Here is an 18,253-nt window from a genome sequence, read left to right on the forward strand (position 1 = left end):
TTACTTCCCCTTGTCAACGGGTTGGATGGGAGCCGGGATTTCCGTGCCGATGCCAAGTTCCCGCGCCCGTTCCATGCACAAGGCGGCAACGGTAAGGTCCTGGATCGCGGCTCCGACCGACTTGTAGAGCATGATCTGGTCGGGCGAGGTGCGGCCCGGATGGGCACCCGAAACCACGGCGGACAGGCTGGCAAGCTTGTCATCGAAAGGAACGCCCGCCGCGGTCGCCGCGATCATGTCGCCCGTATCGTGGGCCACTTCCTCGATCATGTCGGCCACGATCAGGTCGGCCCGAGCAATGGCTTCCGGGTCAAGCTCGCGCTGTTCGGGCAGGGTCGATCCGATCGAGACCACAGTCATCCCGGGGCGCAGCCATGCGCCGCGCAGGGTGGGACTTTCATCGCGTGAACGGGCCGCGCAGATGACAAGGTCGGCGTTGGCCACGGCTGCCTCGGCGCTTTCCGCCTGGGTCACGGCAATGCCCTTTTCCGCCATGGCGGCGCAGAACGCGGCGCGGCTCGTCTCGCGCGGGCTGAACACCTCCACCGCGTCGATCGGACCGGACTGGGCCAGCGCCTCAAGATGGGTCCGCGCCTCGAAACCCGAACCGATCACGGCCACGCGCGGCTCTGCCGCCAGAAGCAGTTGCCGCGCCGCCAATGCAGAGGTCGCCGCGGTCCTGAGGCCGGTGATCGAGGCCGCATCCATCAGCGCCTCCAGCGCCATGGTCGCCCCGTCGAACAGCGGCACCAGATAGGACGCACAGGCATTGCGCGGCGATGCCGCGATCATCTTGGCGCCAAGGTATTTCTGCCCCGGCATCACGCCCGAAAGGGTGCGCAGCCAGACCCCCTGCCCCCGCGCCATGGAGCGCGGCGGAAACTGAGCGTCGCTTACCTCTACCGCATAGGCATCGCGCAGGGCGACGATAGCAGAGGACCAGTCAAAGGCCGTGCGCACGTCGGAGTCGGAAAGGATCAAGGTCTTCTGGCTCACACGCCACACTCCTGCGAGTCACTACCAGCTGCTTACCGCCGGTGCATGCAAGGTGCGTTATTTTTGAGTTTGATTCGTGTCAATGTGTATATTAATCGATTTCAAAGCAGCAGCCGATGAATTGCGCACAACGCAAACCCCAGCGTGATGATAATAACTCGGAAAGATCAGCGTTGGCGGCGAAGTTCGGCGCTCGCCGTCCCGAAGGGCAGGACGTTGCCGCCTGCTTCCGGCTCGCGCGAGGCCATCAGCCGGATCTGTTCCAGCAACCAGTTCAAAGCCGAGTCATTGCTGTTTGCGACATTCCACTGCACCATTTCCCGGATTGGTGGCATCGCAAAGGGAAGCTCACGTATCGTGATTGGTTCGCTTCGGGCCATCTGGTTGGCCAGTCGGCGCAACATCGTGGCCACGCGTTGCGTGCCGACCACCAGGCCCGGAAGCAAGAGGAAGCTGGGCGCTACCATTTCAACGCGACGGGGCTGCTTCATTCGCGACATGAAGCGGTCCTCGAATGCGGGCACGCGCATTCGGCCGAAACGGGCGACCACGTGGCCGACTTCGAAATAGGATTGGCGGGTAATCTCTCCATGCATGAACGGGTTCTGGTCCCAGCCAATCAGCACATGGTCGTCCTCGAAGAGGACGCAACTGGGATGATCCGGGCTCAGTGCATAGTCTGGCGAAATCAGCAGATCTGCTTGCTGCCGCTCGATGCTCTCATGCGGCGCGTCATGGAGCGGCAGGATGTCCACGCGCATGTTGGGTGCCGACGTCTCAAGATCGCGCATGACGTCGCTCAGCAGGACCTGTGTGACATAGTCGGATGCGATGATCCGGATCTGCCGGTCTGATGTGAGAGGATCGAACTTCGGGGAGACAGTGATCGTATTGCGGATTTGCTCCAACACGGCCCGAACTGGCTCACGCAGCTCTTCCCCCCGGATGGTCAGGGTCATCTGGCGACCGCGGACCACCATCAGTTCGTCGCCGAAGTAATCCCTCAGGCGCGCCAATGCGCTCGATGCGGCGGATTGCGAAAGGCACAGGCGTTCCGCTGCCAGGGTTACGCTCCGTTCGGTCAGCAATACGTCGAGTGCAACCAACAGGTTCAGGTCAAGCCGCTCGAACCGCATTATCGCTCTCCCAACACCCCGGCCAAGTTTGTTTAACTATTCAGAGCTTGGCAAGCGCCCTGCTGACTAGCTTGTCCAAGGTTCCGTCGTGCACGAACCCGGCCCGGTCCGCCGCCGAAGTGGACAGGGGTGGCTGGCGTCCGAACGCCTGTTCCAGCCCTGCGTCCGGCTCGTAGCGGACCAGTCCCGCCGACACGCCGCAATTCCGCGCGATGCCGGCGACTAGTTCAGCCATCGTGACCCGCAGCGCGGGCAAGAGCACTGCGCGCGTCGGCGGCAGGACTGCAGCATCGAGCGTTAGCCCGCGCACGAAATTGCCGGCGCAGCAGGTGACTGACTGGACCCACATCGTCGCGCCGGCCGAGACCGGACAGACGAATTCGCGCCCCGCCTTCAACGCATGAAACAGGTTGCTCATGAAGGCAGACTTCATCGTGATGTCGCCCGCTGGGCGCGCCAGGATCCCCGGCAGGCGGACCGAGACCCCATCGATCAGACCGCGCTCGCTGAACATGGCGACGGCATGCTCCATCATCGCCTTGTGCCCGCCATAGATCATCTTGGGCACCAGCGGTGTCGCATCGTCGACATGATCGGGCAGGGGATCGCCATAGACCGCGATGGAACTGGCAAAGACAAAGCGCGGGCGATTGCCCATCGCGCCCGCTTCCAGCAGCAGGTCGTACATCGCATCGATATTGATCCGGCGCGATGCTGCGGGATTGGCCTCTGCCGCGCCGCCCGGCACCGTGGCAAGATGGATTACTGCATCGGGCCGCCCCGCAAGGGCCGCCGCGCGCAGGGCCGGATCGGCAAGATCGCCTGCCAGCACCTCGGCGCCTGCCGGAATGCCGGCCGCTACGCTGTCGATGGCGATGACCGAGGCGCCGGAATCCAGCAATTGCCCGAACAGCTCGCGACCGACGAACCCACCTGCCCCGGTGACGAGAACCTTCATGCCATCTCCCTCAAAGCCCATTCACTTCGCTCAGATCGGCTCTGCCAAGGCAGCGACTGCTGCTCCGAACACGCGGGTCTGATCCTCCGAAGGGGCGCGGTCAACCTCCATCTGGCCCAGCTGGACGCTGGTTTCCACCACCAGCCGTCCCCGCTCCCAGCGGCGCTCCTCGAACGCCTGCCAGCCTGCCGGGACACTGTCGGCGGCCAGCATTTCCTGCGCCAGAACCAGCCCGTCCTCCACCGCCAGGCCCGCGCCCGAAGCAAGGTGCGGCGTGGTCGCATGGGCGGCATCGCCGATCAGGCCAACCCGGTTCACCGCCCACGGACGCGAAAGCAGCATGGCTTCCAGCGGGCGGTAGTTGAACGCGCTGTCCGGCCCTAATTCGTCCCGCACCATGGCGATCACCCCGCCGAAATCGGCCAGTATCTCGCGCAACATCTCGATCCCCCCGGCATCGTCAATGCGCGGGTTTCCGGGCATGGTCGTATTGCAGAACAGGTACATCTTGTCCGCCGAACAGGGGGTAACCCCCGCCTTGCGATCCGGGCCATAGTACATGCGCCCGCTGTCCAGCCATTCCGGCCGGTCGGCCAGCACCCGCCAGCATCCCTGCCCGGTGAACTGCGGCCGCGGTGCATCGGGGAACAGCATGCCGCGGATGGCCGAAAATGCCCCGTCCGCGCCGACCACCAGGTCAAAGCGCCCTTCGCTGCCATCGGTGAAGATCACGTCCACGCCGTCTGCATCCTGCGTGAAGGATTTGACCGTCACCCCCAGCCGAACGTTGGTGCCAAGCGCAGTGGTGCGGCTCGACATGATCTTGTGCAGCGCCGGGCGCAGGATCCCGCCCGCCGCCGGAAGGTCGGCGGCAAGCGGCGGCATCGCATGTTCCGCGATCAGGTCGCCCCCTTGCGTATAGAGCCCGATCTTCTTCGAAAAGGCGGCAACCGCGCTCACCTCGTCCAGCAGATCCAGCGCCTTGAACGCCCGCAGGGTCGGCCCGGTAATGGTGATCCCCGCGCCCAGCACCTTCCAGTGCGGATCGATATCGACAAGGTCGACCACGACCCCGCGCTGGGCAAAGGCAATGGCCGTCGCCATGCCGCCGACGCCGCCACCGACGACAAGGGTCTTCAGGTCCTTGGGCATGATGGTGTCCTTGGGCAGGGCCGATCAGGCCGGAGTCTTGCGATAGGCGTCGAGCGACTTGCCATCGGGATCGAAGGTCACCGCCCAGTCCCCGGTATCCGGCACGAAGAAGCTCGGCGTGCGGCTGGCCCAGAGGAGCGAACCGAACTTCCAGTCCCACGCGCGCGGCACCCAGTTGTCATCCAGGTAATCCGTATCGGCGTGATACTCGGCCTCGCCGCCGTTCGGATTGTCGATGTAATAGTACAGCGCCGAAGACACGCGGTGGCGGGACAGCATCCCTTGCGTGTTCATGGTCTGGTTGGTCCAGCCGCGCGCTTCCATGATGTTGGCGCCCAGCATCAGCTCGTCGATATCCTCGACGCCGAAGGCCAGGTGCATGAAGCCCTGCGCATCGGGGGCCACCGGCAGGTCGTTGTTGACCCAGAAGATCGAATGATGCTCGTTCGTGCCGTTGGCGCGGGCGAAGGCGCCCAGCCCCATCGAATGGTCGGTCAGGCGGAAGCCCAGCCGGTCGCGATAGAATTCGAAGCTCTTCACATAGTCGTCCGCAAAGAACACGACGTGGTTGATCGTCTTGGGCAGGGCGCGGCGGCGCCATTTGCGGTGCAGGTTCAACCGGTTGATCGCGCCGGGCGCATTGACCGGGTCGGGTTGCGAGACGACCGGGCGCTTGGCCCAGACGCGCAGGCCGAACGGCATGCCATCGTCGCTCTTGGTATGGGCCGTGCCATCGGCATCCCGGCGCACTTCACGGTCACGCGAAAGGTCCGCCACCAGCGCATCGAGGTTTTCTGCGGTATCGACGCCCCAGATCACTTCCTTGACGCCGTTCCAGTCGTACCAGTCGTCAACCCCGGTATCGCCGCGCAGGCGCACCACCACGCGCGAACCGGTCGCCACCTCGAACACGCTCTCCCGCGCGTCGCGGCGGACCGGAAAAAGGCCAAAATCATCCCAGAAGCGGGTGCAGGTCTCAAGATCCTCAACCCCGAAGATGACCGACTCGATGCCCAGAATTGCCATGTGTGATTACTCGCAAGGTTGTCTGGGGAAGGACCGCCCTTCCCCGGCCAGTCAGTTTCAGAACGTCAGTTTCACAACATCACCGAGGCGCGGACGCCATAGGTGCGCGGCGGCGCATAAACGCTGGCGATCACCCCGCCGACAGTGTCGTTGTACTGGGCCAGAGCAGCTTGAGGCACCATCAAAACTGAAAGCGCGGGTACGCCGCAAAAAACCATAGGCTTCATGGTTTCCGCCTCCCTATCTCATGGAATTTCGCAGTGCACGAAGCAGCGCTGTAAACCGCCTACTCACCCGCAGCGATCAACCGCTCAACGATGCGGCGGCACTGAACCGAGGCTCGATCGATCGGAAGGATGACGGGATTGATCGCCCACAAGTCCGGCGTCCCCATCCGCTGCTGCTGCGCTTCGAGCATCGGCTTGTCTTCGTTGGCAAAGATGCCGTTCACGAACTTGCAGAGTTCCGCGTTGTAGGCGGCGTCATCTGGCCGGAAGTCACGGGTGCGAGCACGAAGTAGTGCGTTGACATTTCCGTCTCCGGAGTCATTATATGCATCGTGGTCTGGCTGATCCTGCCGCCCTGCGGGCTTACCGACTGAATAACTATGGAAAGTTCCATCACTGCGGGCGCATGCCAAACCACCTCGGTCACGGTGTCCGAAAGCCCGCCTGGGACCTGCAACTCCCGATCCAGCGCAGGTGGCGCCGGTTCACCGGGATTCTCCCAGCGCACAGTGAGCCTGTCACCATCGATGCTGACTTGCGGCTTTGCCCGCGTGAGCCCTCCACCTCCCAAAGTGTCGGGATGCAAGTAATCGGTGTGGGACAGGTCGAGAATATTATCGGTGCAAAGCTGATAGTTTGCAGCTGTCGGAAGATAGCCGCGGAACTTGGCCGTCTCGGGAACTCGGTTAATGATCGAAAGATCAGGGATGAGCGCAGGGTCGGCCCGCTCCTGCTCACCCGGCCATACCCAGATGAAGCCATGGCGCTCTGCAACTGGCCAGGACCGCGGATTCAAGGCTGATACCACCGGACCATGCGGATTGCCGACACATGCGCCATTCTTGCCGAAGGCAAGTCCGTGATACCGGCAGGTAACCGTTCCGTCCTTGAATATCCCGACAGACAGGGGCGCAGAACGATGAGGGCAGGCATCGACAATGGCCGACAGGCTTCCTTCGCCATCGCGATAGATCAGCATGGGGACGCCGCATAGGACCCTCGCCAGCGGGCGATCGATCACAACTTCATCGGCAAAGCACGCGACATACCAGCATCGCCTGGGTATCAGCATCTTTCCCTCCCGCATGGCCGGGCTTTGTGCCCTTGGATGTCGGAGGAAATAGCGCCAGCGCTCGCCACAGAAAAACGAATGAATCACATGGCGTCGTATTGATGAGATCGATGGGTTGGATCATTTCGTAATATTGATGACATTGATGCATGCCATTGCTACAAACATCTTTACTCAAAGCGCCGACATATCCAAGCTTGCCCTCACCGGCGATGAAGGTGCTGGGGATTGCAGCCAGCGCGCTGAGGGAAGAGGTCAGATGCTAAAGATTGTCGCAGCAGTTCGCCGGAAACCCGGCATGACGCACTCCGAATATCTTGATTACATCGTCAATGTTCACGGCAAGCTGGCGACCGATAACCCGCTCAAGTTGTCGCGTTATGTGCAGAACCATGCCTTCGATGGCGCCTATGGCTCGGGCGACCGCCCTGACCACGTCGGCGTCTTCCACCGCGACAGCGTGACAGAGTTGTACTTCGAAAGTCCCCAGGCAATGGCAGAGACCTTTGCTGCAGAGTACAACCAGACGGTCATTGCGCCCGATGGGAAGCATTTTGCCGAGCTGCCGACAAACCAGACCGCGCTGACCATGGAAACCACGTTGATTTCACCAAAGCCGGCCGGCGTGAAGATCATGATGTTTCTCGTTTGCGCTGCCGATATCTCTGCCAGAGACGCCCAAGGGGGATGGCAGGCGGTGCATGAGGAAGCCGTCGAAGCAGCGCCCCGGTTCGCTTCTGCAATCTGCGGTCTCGTGAAGTCAGAAACGAGAGGGGCGGATAGTGATGGCGCCATGGCTGCCCATTTCGGCGGCGGAGACCAGCCCCCGCTTGCGTTGATCGTGAGCATCTGGGTGCCGGAGTCGGAACTGGCGGGATTCCGCACTTACGAAAGAACGGTGCTGAACAGTGGCCTTTTTCACCGCGACTACAGCTACTTCCTGTTCACGCGCGAAGTGGAGATCCTGTCAGTGTAAATCAGGGTCATCGCTGACCGAACAAGTCATCCGCCGATGAACACCCGGCCCTCCGCATCGCATTGAAGCGGAATGGGATCGAGGCTTGCGCCTTCGCACGCCCCGGCCACGCAGGCGCCATCCTCGGCCCGGAACAGTGCAAAGTGCTGCAGGCATTCCACCAGCCCGTCTGCATTGACGAACCTGCCAGTCCCCGCATCAAGCGGCATCGAATAGTGCGGGCACAGGTTGACGTAAGCGCGGGGACCATCCGCGCAATTTACGACGATCATCGAAAAGGCCATCCGGCCTTGCCCAAATCGCAGCTCGATCGCGGCGCCGTCACCAGCAGCGTCGAGCGCAGCCAGGGTGGTCAGGAATGTGCCACGCTGCGGCGCGTTCGGGCGTACCTGCCAGGCGCTGGACAAGGATCAGGCCAGCGCGAAGTTGGCCGCGATGGCGAGACGGCCTGTTTGGTCAGCTTCCGGCGTAACGATCAGGCTCGGCTTCACGCCAAACACTGCGTCATTTTCGAGATGGCGATCACCGGCAATGAACAGATGCGTCACCAGCGTCCGGCAGCCTGCCGCGGACACTCGGAAGTGGACGTGCGCGGGGCGCCAGGGAGAGCGCGCCAATGCGCCCAGCAGCGCGCCGACCGGCCCATCGGTGGGGATGGAGTAACTGACCGGCAGGACCGTTTCGAAGCTGTAGCGACCGTGCTTGTCGGTGCGGAACGAGGCACGCAAATGGCCCTGTGGTTGGTCGGGATCCTGCACGTCGTAAAGCCCGTTCGGCGCCGTCTGCCACACCTCGACAAGGGCATCGCTGACGGGCTTGCCTGCGCGATCCCGCACCCATCCCGCCACGAACAGCGCCGGGCATGCCGGCTCGTCACGCTTCAGGATCGACGCGCCATCCGGTAAAATCGGCTGCTCTCCGGTGTAGAACGGCCCAAGCACGGTGCTTTCACTCAGGTGCGGATCGTCAGCAGGGTGGTTCAGTTTGTCGACCAGCATCGAAATGCCAAGGACGTCCGATAGCAGGATGAACTCCTGCCGTCCGCCGACGCACATCTGGCCGGTTTCGGTCAGGAAACGAATGGCCTCAGCCCATTCCGCCTCGGTGAGGCCTACTTCACTGATCGCCTGATGGAGATGGCTCACGACCGCCCCCAGAACTTGCCGAAGGCGTGGATTTGCGCAGATCTCAAGGCTCGCCGCTACCTGTTCTTCCAGCGGTTGGCGCACGATTCCGTTCATCGTCAATCCTCGGGCGGCAAACCGGCCCAGGCACGCGCGATGAGATCGCGCAGCGGCTCTTCGAACAGCGGACGCGGGTTCCAGTAGGCGCTCTGCAGCGCCAGTTGCGTTGCAGTCGCGATGCCGTCCTGCCCCATGCCGAGTTCCGCCAGCGATTGCGGCAGGCCAAGGCCCCGGCTGAAGTCCCACAAGGCCCGAACCGGATCAGCCACTCCCATCGACCGGCGCAACGCAGACATGGTTTCGGGCACGTAACCCGAATTGTAGGCGAGCGCATAGGGCAGCACCAACGCGTGCGTCTCGGCGTGGGGTAGCGCAAAGGTCCCGCCCAACGTGTGGCAAAGCTTGTGATGGATCGCCATCCCTGACGATGCCAGCACCATCCCTGCAAGCCACGCGCCGTAAAGCGCTTCACCCCGAGCTTCGCGGTCCCCAGGGTTCGCCTTGATCTTTGGCAAGGCGGCAAACAAGACGCGGATTGCTTCCTCTGACATCATCCGGGTCAGCGGATTGCCGTCGCGTGCATAAAGTCCTTCGACCGCATGGGCCATCGCGTTGATGCCGCTTGCCGCCGAGGTGAGAACCGGCATGGAAAGCGACAGGTCAACGTCATAGATCACGGCCGCCGGCTGCACGCGCGGGTCACTCAATGTCGTTTTGCGCCCGTTCTCGGTCTGCCCCAGGACCGGCGTCATCTCAGAACCGGCATAAGTCGTCGGCACGGCGATCTGTTTCAGCCCGGTGCGCAGTGCAATCGCCTTGCCAAGGCCAACTGCCGATCCACCGCCAATGGCAACCAAGCAATCCGCACCCTCACGCTCTACTGCCGCCAAGGCTTCGAGCGTGACCGGCACCGGCGTGTGCATTTCCGCCCGGTCGAACGATCCGACCAGGACACTCGCCATCGGGCCAAGAACCACGCCAAGCTCTGCCCCCTGCCTTGGCGTGGTGAGGGCAAACGGCCGGGAACACCCCAGCCGTTCGAGGACTTCCGGCAAGGCAGATATGGTCCCGCTGCCAAACCGCACGTGCGCGGCCATGGCATTGTGAACGAAAGCCTTCACAATCAGCGCCTGTAGAACGGCGGTATTGCCGCATCGACGTTGACCCAAACCGACTTCGGTTGGGTATATTCGCGCATGGCCTCGAAGCCCATTTCGCGGCCATAGCCGGACTGGCCGACGCCACCGAAGGGCGAGCCAGGGTGCACCCGCTTGTAGCAGTTGATCCATACCATCCCGGCGTGGATCTGCTTGGCAAAGCGGTGGGCACGAGTGATGTCCTGCGTCCACAGCCCGGCGCCCAGCCCGTAGGCGGTGCCATTGGCAATTTCGAGCGCTTCCTCGTCCGTGCGGAAGGTGAGAACGGTCGCAAACGGACCGAAGACCTCCTCCTGCGCCACGCGGTGATGCGGTGCGGCGCGCACCACAGTCGGTTCGACAAAGCACCCGCCAAGATCGTCCGGCTGCTTGCCGCCACACAGGATGGTCCCGCCCTGCTCCTTCGCCACCCCGGCAAAATCGAGCACGCGCTGCTGATGCAGGCGCGAGGTCAGCGGACCCATTTCGGTGGTGGGGTCAAGCGGGTCGCCCAGCTTGATTGACTTGGCAAGCCCGACAAACCGCTCAAGAAATTCGTCGGCGATGTCTTCGTGCAGGATCATCCGGGATGCTGCGATGCAGGCCTGGCCCTGATTGTGGAAGATGCCAAAGGCCGAGCCACCCACGGCGGCGGGCAGGTTCGCGTCCGGGAACACGATGTTCGGCCCCTTCCCGCCCAGTTCCAGCTGCACCTTCTTGAGATTGCCGGCCGAAGCCTGAACGATCCGCCGACCTGTCGCAGTTGATCCGGTGAAAGCCACCTTGCCAATGCCAGGATGATCGGCAATCCGCTGCCCCGCCGTGTGACCATAGCCAGTCACAATATTGATCACGCCCGCCGGAAAGCCGACCTCCTGCGCCAGCTCGCCGATGCGCAGAGTGGACAGCGGGGTAATTTCCGAAGGCTTGATCACCACGGTATTGCCCGCTGCCAGCGCAGGACCAAGCTTCCAGCTGGTGAACATCAGCGGAAAGTTCCACGGGACAATGGCCCCCACCACGCCGATCGGTTCGCGCTCGACATAGTTGAGGAAACCCGCGTCGACCGGGATGACCGCCCCTTCCAGCTTGTCGGCCATGCCGCCGAAGTAGCGAAAGCACAGCACTGTGCGCGGAACGTCTAGCGCAAGGCAATCGCGGATGGGGTGGCCGGTATCCTGCGCTTCCAGTCGCGCCAGATACTCGGTATCCGCCTCGATCCGATCGGCAAGCTTCAGCAGCAGGCGGCCGCGCTCATGCGCCGGCAGCGCGCGCCATGCAGGGAATGCGGCTTGCGCGGCCTCCACCGCAAGATCCACGTCCGCCGCAGTCGCTTCTGCCACATGGGCGAGGATGGAGCCGTCAAAGGGGTTCTCGACCGCGATCCGACCGCCATCCACCCCTTCGACCCACTTCCCCCCGATCAGCAGTTCGGTCTGGATTCCCGCCATCATGTTCACGCCTGTCAGAATGTTACGGAGACGACGGGCGCGGTGCCATCGGCGATCATCTGCGGAATCTTGGGCGAACCGTTCTCCCACACCAGCAGCATCGAACGCTTGGTCGAATAGCCTTGATGGCGGATGTCGGCAGGCATGCAGCAGATGTCACCGGCCTTGGCGATCACCCTTGCCCGCGGACGGCCGGTTTCCTTGTCCTTCACGTCCCAGGTAATCTCGTCGGAAAGCTGCAGGAACCATTCGCAACGGTCGTTGCCATGCTCGACCGGAAGGATGAACTCCTCCGATGTCGGGCAGAACAGGCTGTCGCCGACGACCGAGCAGACACTGGGATTCCAGGTCACGTCCGAGCGGGAGAGATAGGCGAACAGGTTGAACGCACTGACCTCACCTTCGAAGCCGGGGCGCGCCTCGACCAGAGGCTCGTCCTGAGCCACGTCAGCGAACTGGCGGTTGACCGGGAAGCCGGCTTCATCAGTGCGCAGCGGAGTATCGCCGGGCAGGCCGACCATGCGGCGCGCGGTAACGCGCTGGCGCTCGATCGCCACCAAGTTGTCGCCATGCTTGCGGCCCCACGGCTCGCCGGTCTCCATCGGCGCGGCAAAGGGATCGAAGCCCGCGTTGGTCCAGTCCTCCAGCATGGCCTTGAACAGGCCCATCAGGGCGTCCGACCGGAACCGCTCTTCGTGGTCGCGGCCAGCTTCGCGATAGGAATCGTTGAAGCGGCCAGCAAACATCGTCACTTCGCCATAGTGATTGATCGTGCCGAACACGGAATCGAAGTTCACCACGCCGTAGAAGAAGCCCCATGCAACGTCGCGCATCAGGGCGCGCAGGAACACGTCGATCGGCATGATGTGCGATCCACCGGGCCAGTCCAGCCGGGCAAAGTATTCATCGCGGACAAAGGTGAAGGTGCCCGCGCGGAACGAGCGATAGCCTGTCTCGTTGCTGGCGGCGAAGATTTCGGTGTCTGTGCAGGCATTGCCCTGCCCAGGCGTGGCAAGAAGAGCTTCGCTCATGGCCATGTCGGTAACTCCTTTGGGATCTTCAAGCCGGTTCGGTCTGGCAGATGTCAGCCCACTTCATCACGGTGACATCGCCGACGATCGTCTGGAACAGCACCACCCCTGTGCGGTTGGCCTGAAACCGATAGGCCGATCCGAACGGAAGCATCGCCATATGCCCCCGACGCAGCACCACGCGCCCCATCGGCTCGCCACTGACCTGCTCATCTGCAAGGCGCACCGCGCCCTCGGAGGTTGGATCGACGACTGCGGCAGGTTCGGGCAGCTTTACGAAGTGAACTTCGATTTCGCCGTCCATGCACAGTGCAAATTCATCGTGCGCGCAGCTGAACCACGGCGATTGCCCTTCGGCCCGCGCCGCCTCGATGACGTATTCGAGATTCTGGCCAACCGCCACGCGCTCATATGGCGCGGATACCTTGGCGACCTCGAACACATTGGAAAAAACGTAATTGCGGGGATCATCGTTGATGATCTCCACCCGCCCCTTGCTGAAATCTTCAAGCGACCCAAACTTCGTTGGCGTTGTCGCCATATGCCCTCTCCGTCATGATGTGGCGCGGAGATGACTGCCAGTAGCGGGCTGGCTATTCCTGCATAAACGCAACGAGTTTTGGCATTTTCAAAGCGGGGCACAGCGTGCGCTCCGCTTCAAATGGGCGACAGGCTTATCTGGATGTCAGTGCCTTGCGATAGGCGCCCGGAGTTACGCCGCGCTTCTGGCTGAACAGGCGCGTCATATGTTCCTGATGCGCAAACCCGCAGCGGTAGGCAATCTCCGCAATCGACAGGTCACTTCGCAAAAGGTCCGCTGCGCGATTGAGACGGGCATCGATCAGGAACTGATGTGGCGATTGCCCGGTGGACTTCTTGAATTGCCGTGCGAAGTGGATCGGGCTCAGCGATGCCGCCGCTGCAAGGTCCTCCACCGAAAGGCTGTCCTCCATACGGTCCTCGACCAGATCTCTCACCGCCTTGACCTGCCGGGGATTGAGGCCGCCAGCTACTACGATTTCGCAAGGCCGCGCGGTTGAATGCTCACGCACAAGATGAGAGGCGAGCATCAGCGCGGCAGCATCGGCAAACATGTCTGTCTGCCCATCCTTGATCATGGTCCGCACCATGCTGCCGAGGTGTTCGACTGTCGTATCCCGGCGCCCCAGACGCGGAATGAACTCGACCTTCTCCGGGTCTCCGGCGCAAAGCTCGCGCGCAGCTGCCACTAGAAGCTCGGTCTTCAGATAGATGTGAAGAGTTTCGAGCGGTGAATGCAAAGCCACGCTGAAATCCATGGCTGCAGGCAGATAGAACATGCCGCCTGGCTGAATATTGGCGGCGTGGTGCACACCGCCAAGGCTGCGCTCAATCTTCACCGGTCCGCCAAGATGCAGCACCAGCAGGTGAAGGTCGTTGGCGACAAAACTGTCCTGGTAAGGCCGCTCGCTCTGCTGGGACGCGTACATCCTGCGCCAGCCCAGACGGTCGCTGGAATGCTTGATGCTGTGCGGATGGCGGCCCAGGATTCCATGGGTATGAGCCACGGTGAGGCCATCGCCAGTGCGCAAAGTCACGCGTCACGCTCCACGGATACCATTGCCATCTCCCCGCACCGCTGTTTTCCAGCTTCTTGCCATTGCGGCCTTATCATGATTCGTACGGTTGTACAAATATGCATGGAGGGGCATGGCTGGCCGGCATTGCAAGGCCTGCCATGCCGCAGGTCTCAGGACGGTGACGGCCGTTCCGCCTCCAGGGCACGAGCCATGAGAGCCCGACCACGCAAGCCCACGACGTCCGAAATGATGTGCTGTTCGGCCTCGAGACCAGCGCTGGCGAGGGCGAGTTCACGCTCGATCGTCTCTGTCGCAAAGACATCCTCGGGTATCGGCAGGTTCAGCACCTTTTCCATCATCGCGTCGGTAGCCGCGTCGTCGATCAGGAAATTGCGCTGGTAGGCCTGAAAATAGTGCATCGTCGTCTCGGTCTCGGGCGTTAGTGCGTGAAGCACGCGGAAGCTTCCGATTTCCGCGCCAGCCTCACCAGTGTCCGTTGCCTCGAAAAAGGCCGAGCCGGTAATGTGCAGGTTGGGGATGTAGAACTGCTGATGCAGCACCCGGACCACCGTACCGGAAATACCCAGCGCCTTGCCCAGCGGCAGTCGCCACATCTCGGGATCGAGTACAGACCGCCTTACCGAAAGGCCGAAGTCCGTGACGGTCATGTCCGGCCGCGTGGTTGCAACGTTGCTCCCCCCGATGTTCCCGGCATGCAGGAACGTCAGGTGACTCAGATCGAGCAGATTGTCGTGAAACAGCGAGGCCCGTGCCTTGACGTGATGGGCGCAGATCTGCCGCCTGCGCCATTGGCCGGTCTCCACGAACTCCGGAGCCTGCGGCGGCAAACGCCCTGCCGAAGGTTCATCGCCCGTCCACACCCAGATCCAGTCTGCGAATTCCACCGTCTCGAAAGTGCGAATGCTCAACGATGCGCAACGGTCGGGCTGCGCAGGGACATCAGTGCAGCGGCCATCATGGGCAAATTTCAGGCCATGGTACCCACAACGCACACCGTCCGGCTCCATGATCCCCTGCGACATCGGGAAGCGCCGGTGCGGGCAACGGTCCAGCATGGCGATGGCACGCCGGCCTGCATTCCGATAGAGAAAGATCGGAAGCCCCAGGATGCGCCGCGTAACCGGAGCTGCATCGAGTTCTTCGACGGTTGCGGCAACGTACCAGGCATTGCGGACGAATTTGGCTGATGCTGCTTCTGACATGCTCGCGTCTCGTCAAGTCGGAACGGCGCCATGGGCTACTGCAGATAGCCTCAGGCAATATCCGCGTCGAACGTGCCGTCGATCATGAAGAACGCCATTCGGCAGATCTTGTCAGTCCGGTTTGACCAGGCGTGGTTGGTGCCGCACTGCACGATGACATCGCCGGCCTTGGCCAGGCTCTCGCCCTCATCGACTATGCAATAGATCTCGCCTTCAAGAACAATGGCGATGTCGACTGACTGCGTCCGGTGCATGAGTTTGTGCGGGGCGTCGGATTCGTCCATGATCCCATGGCCGCCCATGGCCTCGAAGTGATTGCGGATGTCGTCGCGAGTGGCATCGGCCGCCCGGCTATCGGGCGGAAAGTCGATGATCCGTGCCCGCGTGCCACCAGGGGGCGGGGGCAGCGAGGGCGATTCGGCTGGCTCCTGCATCAGGCGCGAAACGCGGGCCGGGGTTTCGCGGGTGCTCCAGAGCTCATAAACCAGCGGCATCGTCTCGCCTGTGTCGATGACCCGGGGCGGCGGGCCGTCTTCTGCGATGATGGCCTTGCCCGCAGCATTGTGCCCGGTCACGATACGCTTGAATGGCGCTGTCTTCATGAAATCCTCCCCCGACGCCGGGCAGCAGCAAGCCACTCCAGCAGTTGCTCTCCATGCCACTGCAACTCACGAACCGATCGAGGCGGCCTTGGCCATCAAGGGCACAGCGGTGCAGAATCGATGAAGCGTACGAAAACCGCGACAAGTTCGAAGATGAATCGCGGTCGGCATTTCCATGATGTATCCGACCCAACGCGGCGTCAACATTTTTCGGTCGTTCGTACTAAAAGGTAATCAGGCAGCTTCGGAGACTTGCTTCAGCCCGCGAATGCCATGCGCGACGAACGTGATCGAAGCCTCGTACTGCCGGGCAAGACTGTCCGGGCCCCCGGTTGGAGACAGTCTGTCAATCAAGCGGGTTGAAGCAAACATGCCAACCATGACCGCTACTAGATGGACATAGCCGTGCTGCGCATCTTCGAGTGACAGCCCTTTTTCCGCATCACGCATGGCGCGAATGAACCGCCTGACGGTTTCGCCGAAGAGGCGCGAAAGCAGACCCGACCACCGCGCCTGATGGCTGATCTGGGCAAGCAATTGCGCATAGGCAGTCCACCCTTCACCGCCATTCTTCATCCTGTCGAGAAAGGGACCGAGAAAGGCATCAATGACCTTCTCGAGCGTGGGGTCGTCCAGCGAGGCAAGTGCGGCGTGCCGCAAACTGTTGATTTCCTGAGCGCGACGGACGACCACCTCTTCAAACAGCGCTTCCTTCGAAGTGAAGTGATAGGTAACCACCCCCAAGGCCTGTGCCGAGCCATCGGCGATCTGCCGCATCGACACGCCATCAAAACCATGGGCGGCAAATTCCACCTCCGCCGCATCGAGAATACGGCGCCTCGTTCTGGAACTCTTGCTTTCCGCCAGTGCCACGGCAGCACCTCCAACCTGTGTTCATGCCACCGCTGGATGGCAGACTGCAGTGCCTGTCGTCAAACGGGCAGCGGCAAAAACTGTACGATTGACCTAAGCGCTGGCCGGATACGCCCCGCTTGACCCTCGACGCATGACCACCCTGACGGGGGCGTCACGCAATCCGCGCTGTGACTACGTGCAGACACACGTTGGATTTGTGCAGGACCCTTGGCCGCACATGGTGGATCACGGAGCGAACTGGGCGGCCCGTTCGGCGCGGCGCGCGTGGATATGGAGGATTGCGTGGAACTGAACGGCGTTCATCAGATCGGACGCGGCCGGTACCTGCTGCGCGGCGGCAGGGTGCTGACCATGGACGCCGCGGTCAGCGCGCCTGACATCTGCGACGTGCTGGTCGATGGCGGCGTGATCGAAGCCGTGGGTGAAAACCTGCCCGCGTCAGGCGCCGAAGTGATCGATGCCCGCAACATGATCGTCATGCCCGGCTTCGTCGAAGTCCACTGGCACATGTGGAACTCGATCTGGCGCGGCCTTGCCCACGATGCGCCGGGCTATTTCGCTCTCCACCGCCTCGCCCCGCTCTACACCGCCGAGGATCACTACAACGCGGTCCGCTATGCCGCGACAGAGGCGATCAATGCAGGCGTCACCACCTGCCACGACTGGGCAAATGCTCTGCGCGGGCACGAGGACGACATTGCCGAGGCCCGCGCCCTTGCCGACAGCGGGATTCGCGCCCGGCTCGGCCTGGGACGGCTTGGCGGGCCGAACCGCAAGCCGATCGGCGCCGACGATATCGCCGCCGCCCGGGCTTGGCTCGATGAAAACGGCGATGGCCTGATCGACCTCGGTGTGGTCTGCCACGATGCCGACACCTTCCGCGAGGAAGTCCTCGCCTCGCGCGCTGCGGGCCTCAAGACCGTGGCGCCCCATGCCAATCTCGCGGGCGTGCTCGACCTGCTCGGCCCCGATTTCATCTTTACGCACGGCCCCGGCACCCCGGCCGAATTCATGCAACTGCTCGCTGCGCGCGGGGTCAAGATCGGGCTCTGCCCCAGCACCGATCCGCTGATCGGCGCGGGCCTGCCTCCGATCCTCCAGTTCCTCAAAAACGGGGTCGCTTTTCGCGACATCGGGATGAGCGTGGACGTCACCTGCCAGACCAGCGTCGACCCCTTCGGCTCGATGCGCACGATCATGAATTCGGGCCGCATCGCCAAGAAGGACGGCGCCAGCTTCGAACAGATCGTGTTCACGCCCGGTGACCCGAACGACCACACCAACGGCCTGCTGATGCCGGACCAGATGCTCGAACTTGCCACGGCGAACGGCGCCCATGTGCTCGGCCTTGGCGGGGTGACCGGCACCCTCACCCCGGGCAAGCGCGCCGACCTCATCATGGTGCGCACTGACGACATCAACATGCTCCCGGTGGAGGAAAGCGACGCCGCCTTTCAGCTGGTCCAGCACGGCCAGGTGGCAAACGTCGACACGGTGATGGTCGACGGCAAGATCCTGAAGCGCGACGGCAAGCTCGTCGGGGTCAACGCCCGCGAAGTGGCCGGCGCCGCCGCCGGATCGCACCGCCGCCTCGTCGCCGCCGCCAAGGCCGCTGCTGCAGCCTGATCGCGCCCGCACTTACCGAGAT

At 62.7% G+C, this 18,253-nt stretch carries 18 protein-coding genes and 1 pseudogene; 2 read left to right on the plus strand and 17 right to left on the minus strand.

Annotated elements, in window-relative coordinates:
* The 7 genes and pseudogenes from ACZ1JY_RS18735 to ACZ1JY_RS18765 form a co-directional block, all read right to left on the minus strand.
* Positions 1 to 996, minus strand: a complete 996-nt coding sequence (locus ACZ1JY_RS18735; RefSeq protein WP_465131112.1) for an ornithine cyclodeaminase family protein — start codon at positions 994 to 996, stop codon at positions 1 to 3.
* A gap of 167 nt (positions 997 to 1,163) precedes the next feature.
* A complete protein-coding gene (locus tag ACZ1JY_RS18740) occupies positions 1,164 to 2,132 on the minus strand; it encodes a LysR family transcriptional regulator (protein WP_465131113.1) in 969 nt (322 codons plus the stop codon).
* A 40-nt stretch (positions 2,133 to 2,172) separates the two neighbouring features.
* Positions 2,173 to 3,090: an NAD-dependent epimerase/dehydratase family protein gene (locus tag ACZ1JY_RS18745; protein WP_465131114.1), complete on the minus strand. Its 918-nt coding sequence runs from the start codon at positions 3,088 to 3,090 to the stop codon at positions 2,173 to 2,175.
* Positions 3,091 to 3,120: 30 nt separating this feature from the next.
* A complete protein-coding gene (locus ACZ1JY_RS18750) occupies positions 3,121 to 4,242 on the minus strand; it encodes an FAD-dependent monooxygenase (RefSeq protein WP_465131115.1) in 1,122 nt (373 codons plus the stop codon).
* Positions 4,243 to 4,266: 24 nt separating this feature from the next.
* Positions 4,267 to 5,268 (minus strand): VOC family protein, encoded by a 1,002-nt coding sequence (locus ACZ1JY_RS18755; protein WP_465131116.1) that lies wholly within the window; start codon positions 5,266 to 5,268, stop codon positions 4,267 to 4,269.
* Positions 5,269 to 5,339: 71 nt separating this feature from the next.
* On the minus strand, positions 5,340 to 5,495 hold the full coding sequence (locus tag ACZ1JY_RS18760; RefSeq protein WP_465131117.1) for a hypothetical protein: 156 nt from the start codon (positions 5,493 to 5,495) through the stop codon (positions 5,340 to 5,342).
* 59 nt (positions 5,496 to 5,554) lie between these two features.
* Positions 5,555 to 6,582: pseudogene (locus tag ACZ1JY_RS18765) on the minus strand (Rieske 2Fe-2S domain-containing protein).
* 121 nt (positions 6,583 to 6,703) lie between these two features.
* Here ACZ1JY_RS18765 and ACZ1JY_RS18770 point away from each other — a divergent pair.
* Complete coding sequence (locus ACZ1JY_RS18770) at positions 6,704 to 7,543, plus strand: EthD domain-containing protein (RefSeq protein ID WP_465131118.1); 840 nt, start codon at positions 6,704 to 6,706, stop codon at positions 7,541 to 7,543.
* A 26-nt stretch (positions 7,544 to 7,569) separates the two neighbouring features.
* On the opposite strand, the gene ACZ1JY_RS18775 is transcribed toward ACZ1JY_RS18770, so the two are convergent.
* From ACZ1JY_RS18775 to ACZ1JY_RS18820, 10 genes are all read right to left on the minus strand, one after another.
* Positions 7,570 to 7,950 (minus strand): Rieske (2Fe-2S) protein, encoded by a 381-nt coding sequence (locus tag ACZ1JY_RS18775; RefSeq protein ID WP_465131119.1) that lies wholly within the window; start codon positions 7,948 to 7,950, stop codon positions 7,570 to 7,572.
* A 3-nt stretch (positions 7,951 to 7,953) separates the two neighbouring features.
* A complete protein-coding gene (locus ACZ1JY_RS18780) occupies positions 7,954 to 8,784 on the minus strand; it encodes a dioxygenase family protein (RefSeq protein ID WP_465131120.1) in 831 nt (276 codons plus the stop codon).
* Positions 8,785 to 8,786: 2 nt separating this feature from the next.
* Positions 8,787 to 9,851, minus strand: coding sequence for a maleylacetate reductase (locus tag ACZ1JY_RS18785; protein WP_465131569.1), 1,065 nt, complete (start codon positions 9,849 to 9,851; stop codon positions 8,787 to 8,789).
* Entirely contained in the window at positions 9,851 to 11,305 is a 1,455-nt protein-coding gene (locus ACZ1JY_RS18790; protein WP_465131570.1) for an aldehyde dehydrogenase family protein, read from the minus strand. The genes ACZ1JY_RS18785 and ACZ1JY_RS18790 overlap by 1 nt, the downstream gene beginning before the upstream one ends.
* A gap of 23 nt (positions 11,306 to 11,328) precedes the next feature.
* Complete coding sequence (locus ACZ1JY_RS18795; protein WP_465131121.1) at positions 11,329 to 12,351, minus strand: hydroxyquinol 1,2-dioxygenase; 1,023 nt, start codon at positions 12,349 to 12,351, stop codon at positions 11,329 to 11,331.
* Positions 12,352 to 12,373: 22 nt separating this feature from the next.
* On the minus strand, positions 12,374 to 12,886 hold the full coding sequence (locus tag ACZ1JY_RS18800; protein WP_465131122.1) for a cupin domain-containing protein: 513 nt from the start codon (positions 12,884 to 12,886) through the stop codon (positions 12,374 to 12,376).
* Positions 12,887 to 13,019: 133 nt separating this feature from the next.
* The gene (locus ACZ1JY_RS18805; RefSeq protein ID WP_465131123.1) at positions 13,020 to 13,922 is read right to left on the minus strand and encodes a helix-turn-helix domain-containing protein; all 903 of its coding nucleotides are present in this window, start codon (positions 13,920 to 13,922) and stop codon (positions 13,020 to 13,022) included.
* A gap of 152 nt (positions 13,923 to 14,074) precedes the next feature.
* Positions 14,075 to 15,127: a Rieske 2Fe-2S domain-containing protein gene (locus ACZ1JY_RS18810; protein ID WP_465131124.1), complete on the minus strand. Its 1,053-nt coding sequence runs from the start codon at positions 15,125 to 15,127 to the stop codon at positions 14,075 to 14,077.
* A gap of 50 nt (positions 15,128 to 15,177) precedes the next feature.
* Entirely contained in the window at positions 15,178 to 15,729 is a 552-nt protein-coding gene (locus ACZ1JY_RS18815; protein WP_465131125.1) for a cupin domain-containing protein, read from the minus strand.
* Between the two features lie 234 nt (positions 15,730 to 15,963).
* Positions 15,964 to 16,602, minus strand: a complete 639-nt coding sequence (locus ACZ1JY_RS18820) for a TetR/AcrR family transcriptional regulator (RefSeq protein ID WP_465131126.1) — start codon at positions 16,600 to 16,602, stop codon at positions 15,964 to 15,966.
* A 210-nt stretch (positions 16,603 to 16,812) separates the two neighbouring features.
* On the opposite strand from ACZ1JY_RS18820, the gene ACZ1JY_RS18825 reads away from it, so the two are divergent.
* Positions 16,813 to 18,231, plus strand: coding sequence for an amidohydrolase family protein (locus tag ACZ1JY_RS18825; protein WP_465131127.1), 1,419 nt, complete (start codon positions 16,813 to 16,815; stop codon positions 18,229 to 18,231).
* The last annotated feature ends 22 nt before the right edge of the window (positions 18,232 to 18,253 follow it).

This window comes from Novosphingobium sp. BL-A-41-Hi4B-X5A, assembly GCF_055521705.1.

Coding starts and splice junctions, on each gene's coding strand:
- ACZ1JY_RS18740 (WP_465131113.1), bottom strand. CDS start 2,132: ATGCGGTTCGAGCGGCTTGACCTGAACCTGTTGGTTGCACTCGACGTA.
- ACZ1JY_RS18745 (WP_465131114.1), bottom strand. CDS start 3,090: ATGAAGGTTCTCGTCACCGGGGCAGGTGGGTTCGTCGGTCGCGAGCTG.
- ACZ1JY_RS18750 (WP_465131115.1), bottom strand. CDS start 4,242: ATGCCCAAGGACCTGAAGACCCTTGTCGTCGGTGGCGGCGTCGGCGGC.
- ACZ1JY_RS18755 (WP_465131116.1), bottom strand. CDS start 5,268: ATGGCAATTCTGGGCATCGAGTCGGTCATCTTCGGGGTTGAGGATCTT.
- ACZ1JY_RS18760 (WP_465131117.1), bottom strand. CDS start 5,495: ATGAAGCCTATGGTTTTTTGCGGCGTACCCGCGCTTTCAGTTTTGATG.
- ACZ1JY_RS18770 (WP_465131118.1), top strand. CDS start 6,704: ATGACATTGATGCATGCCATTGCTACAAACATCTTTACTCAAAGCGCC.
- ACZ1JY_RS18780 (WP_465131120.1), bottom strand. CDS start 8,784: ATGAACGGAATCGTGCGCCAACCGCTGGAAGAACAGGTAGCGGCGAGC.
- ACZ1JY_RS18795 (WP_465131121.1), bottom strand. CDS start 12,351: ATGGCCATGAGCGAAGCTCTTCTTGCCACGCCTGGGCAGGGCAATGCC.
- ACZ1JY_RS18800 (WP_465131122.1), bottom strand. CDS start 12,886: ATGGCGACAACGCCAACGAAGTTTGGGTCGCTTGAAGATTTCAGCAAG.
- ACZ1JY_RS18810 (WP_465131124.1), bottom strand. CDS start 15,127: ATGTCAGAAGCAGCATCAGCCAAATTCGTCCGCAATGCCTGGTACGTT.
- ACZ1JY_RS18815 (WP_465131125.1), bottom strand. CDS start 15,729: ATGAAGACAGCGCCATTCAAGCGTATCGTGACCGGGCACAATGCTGCG.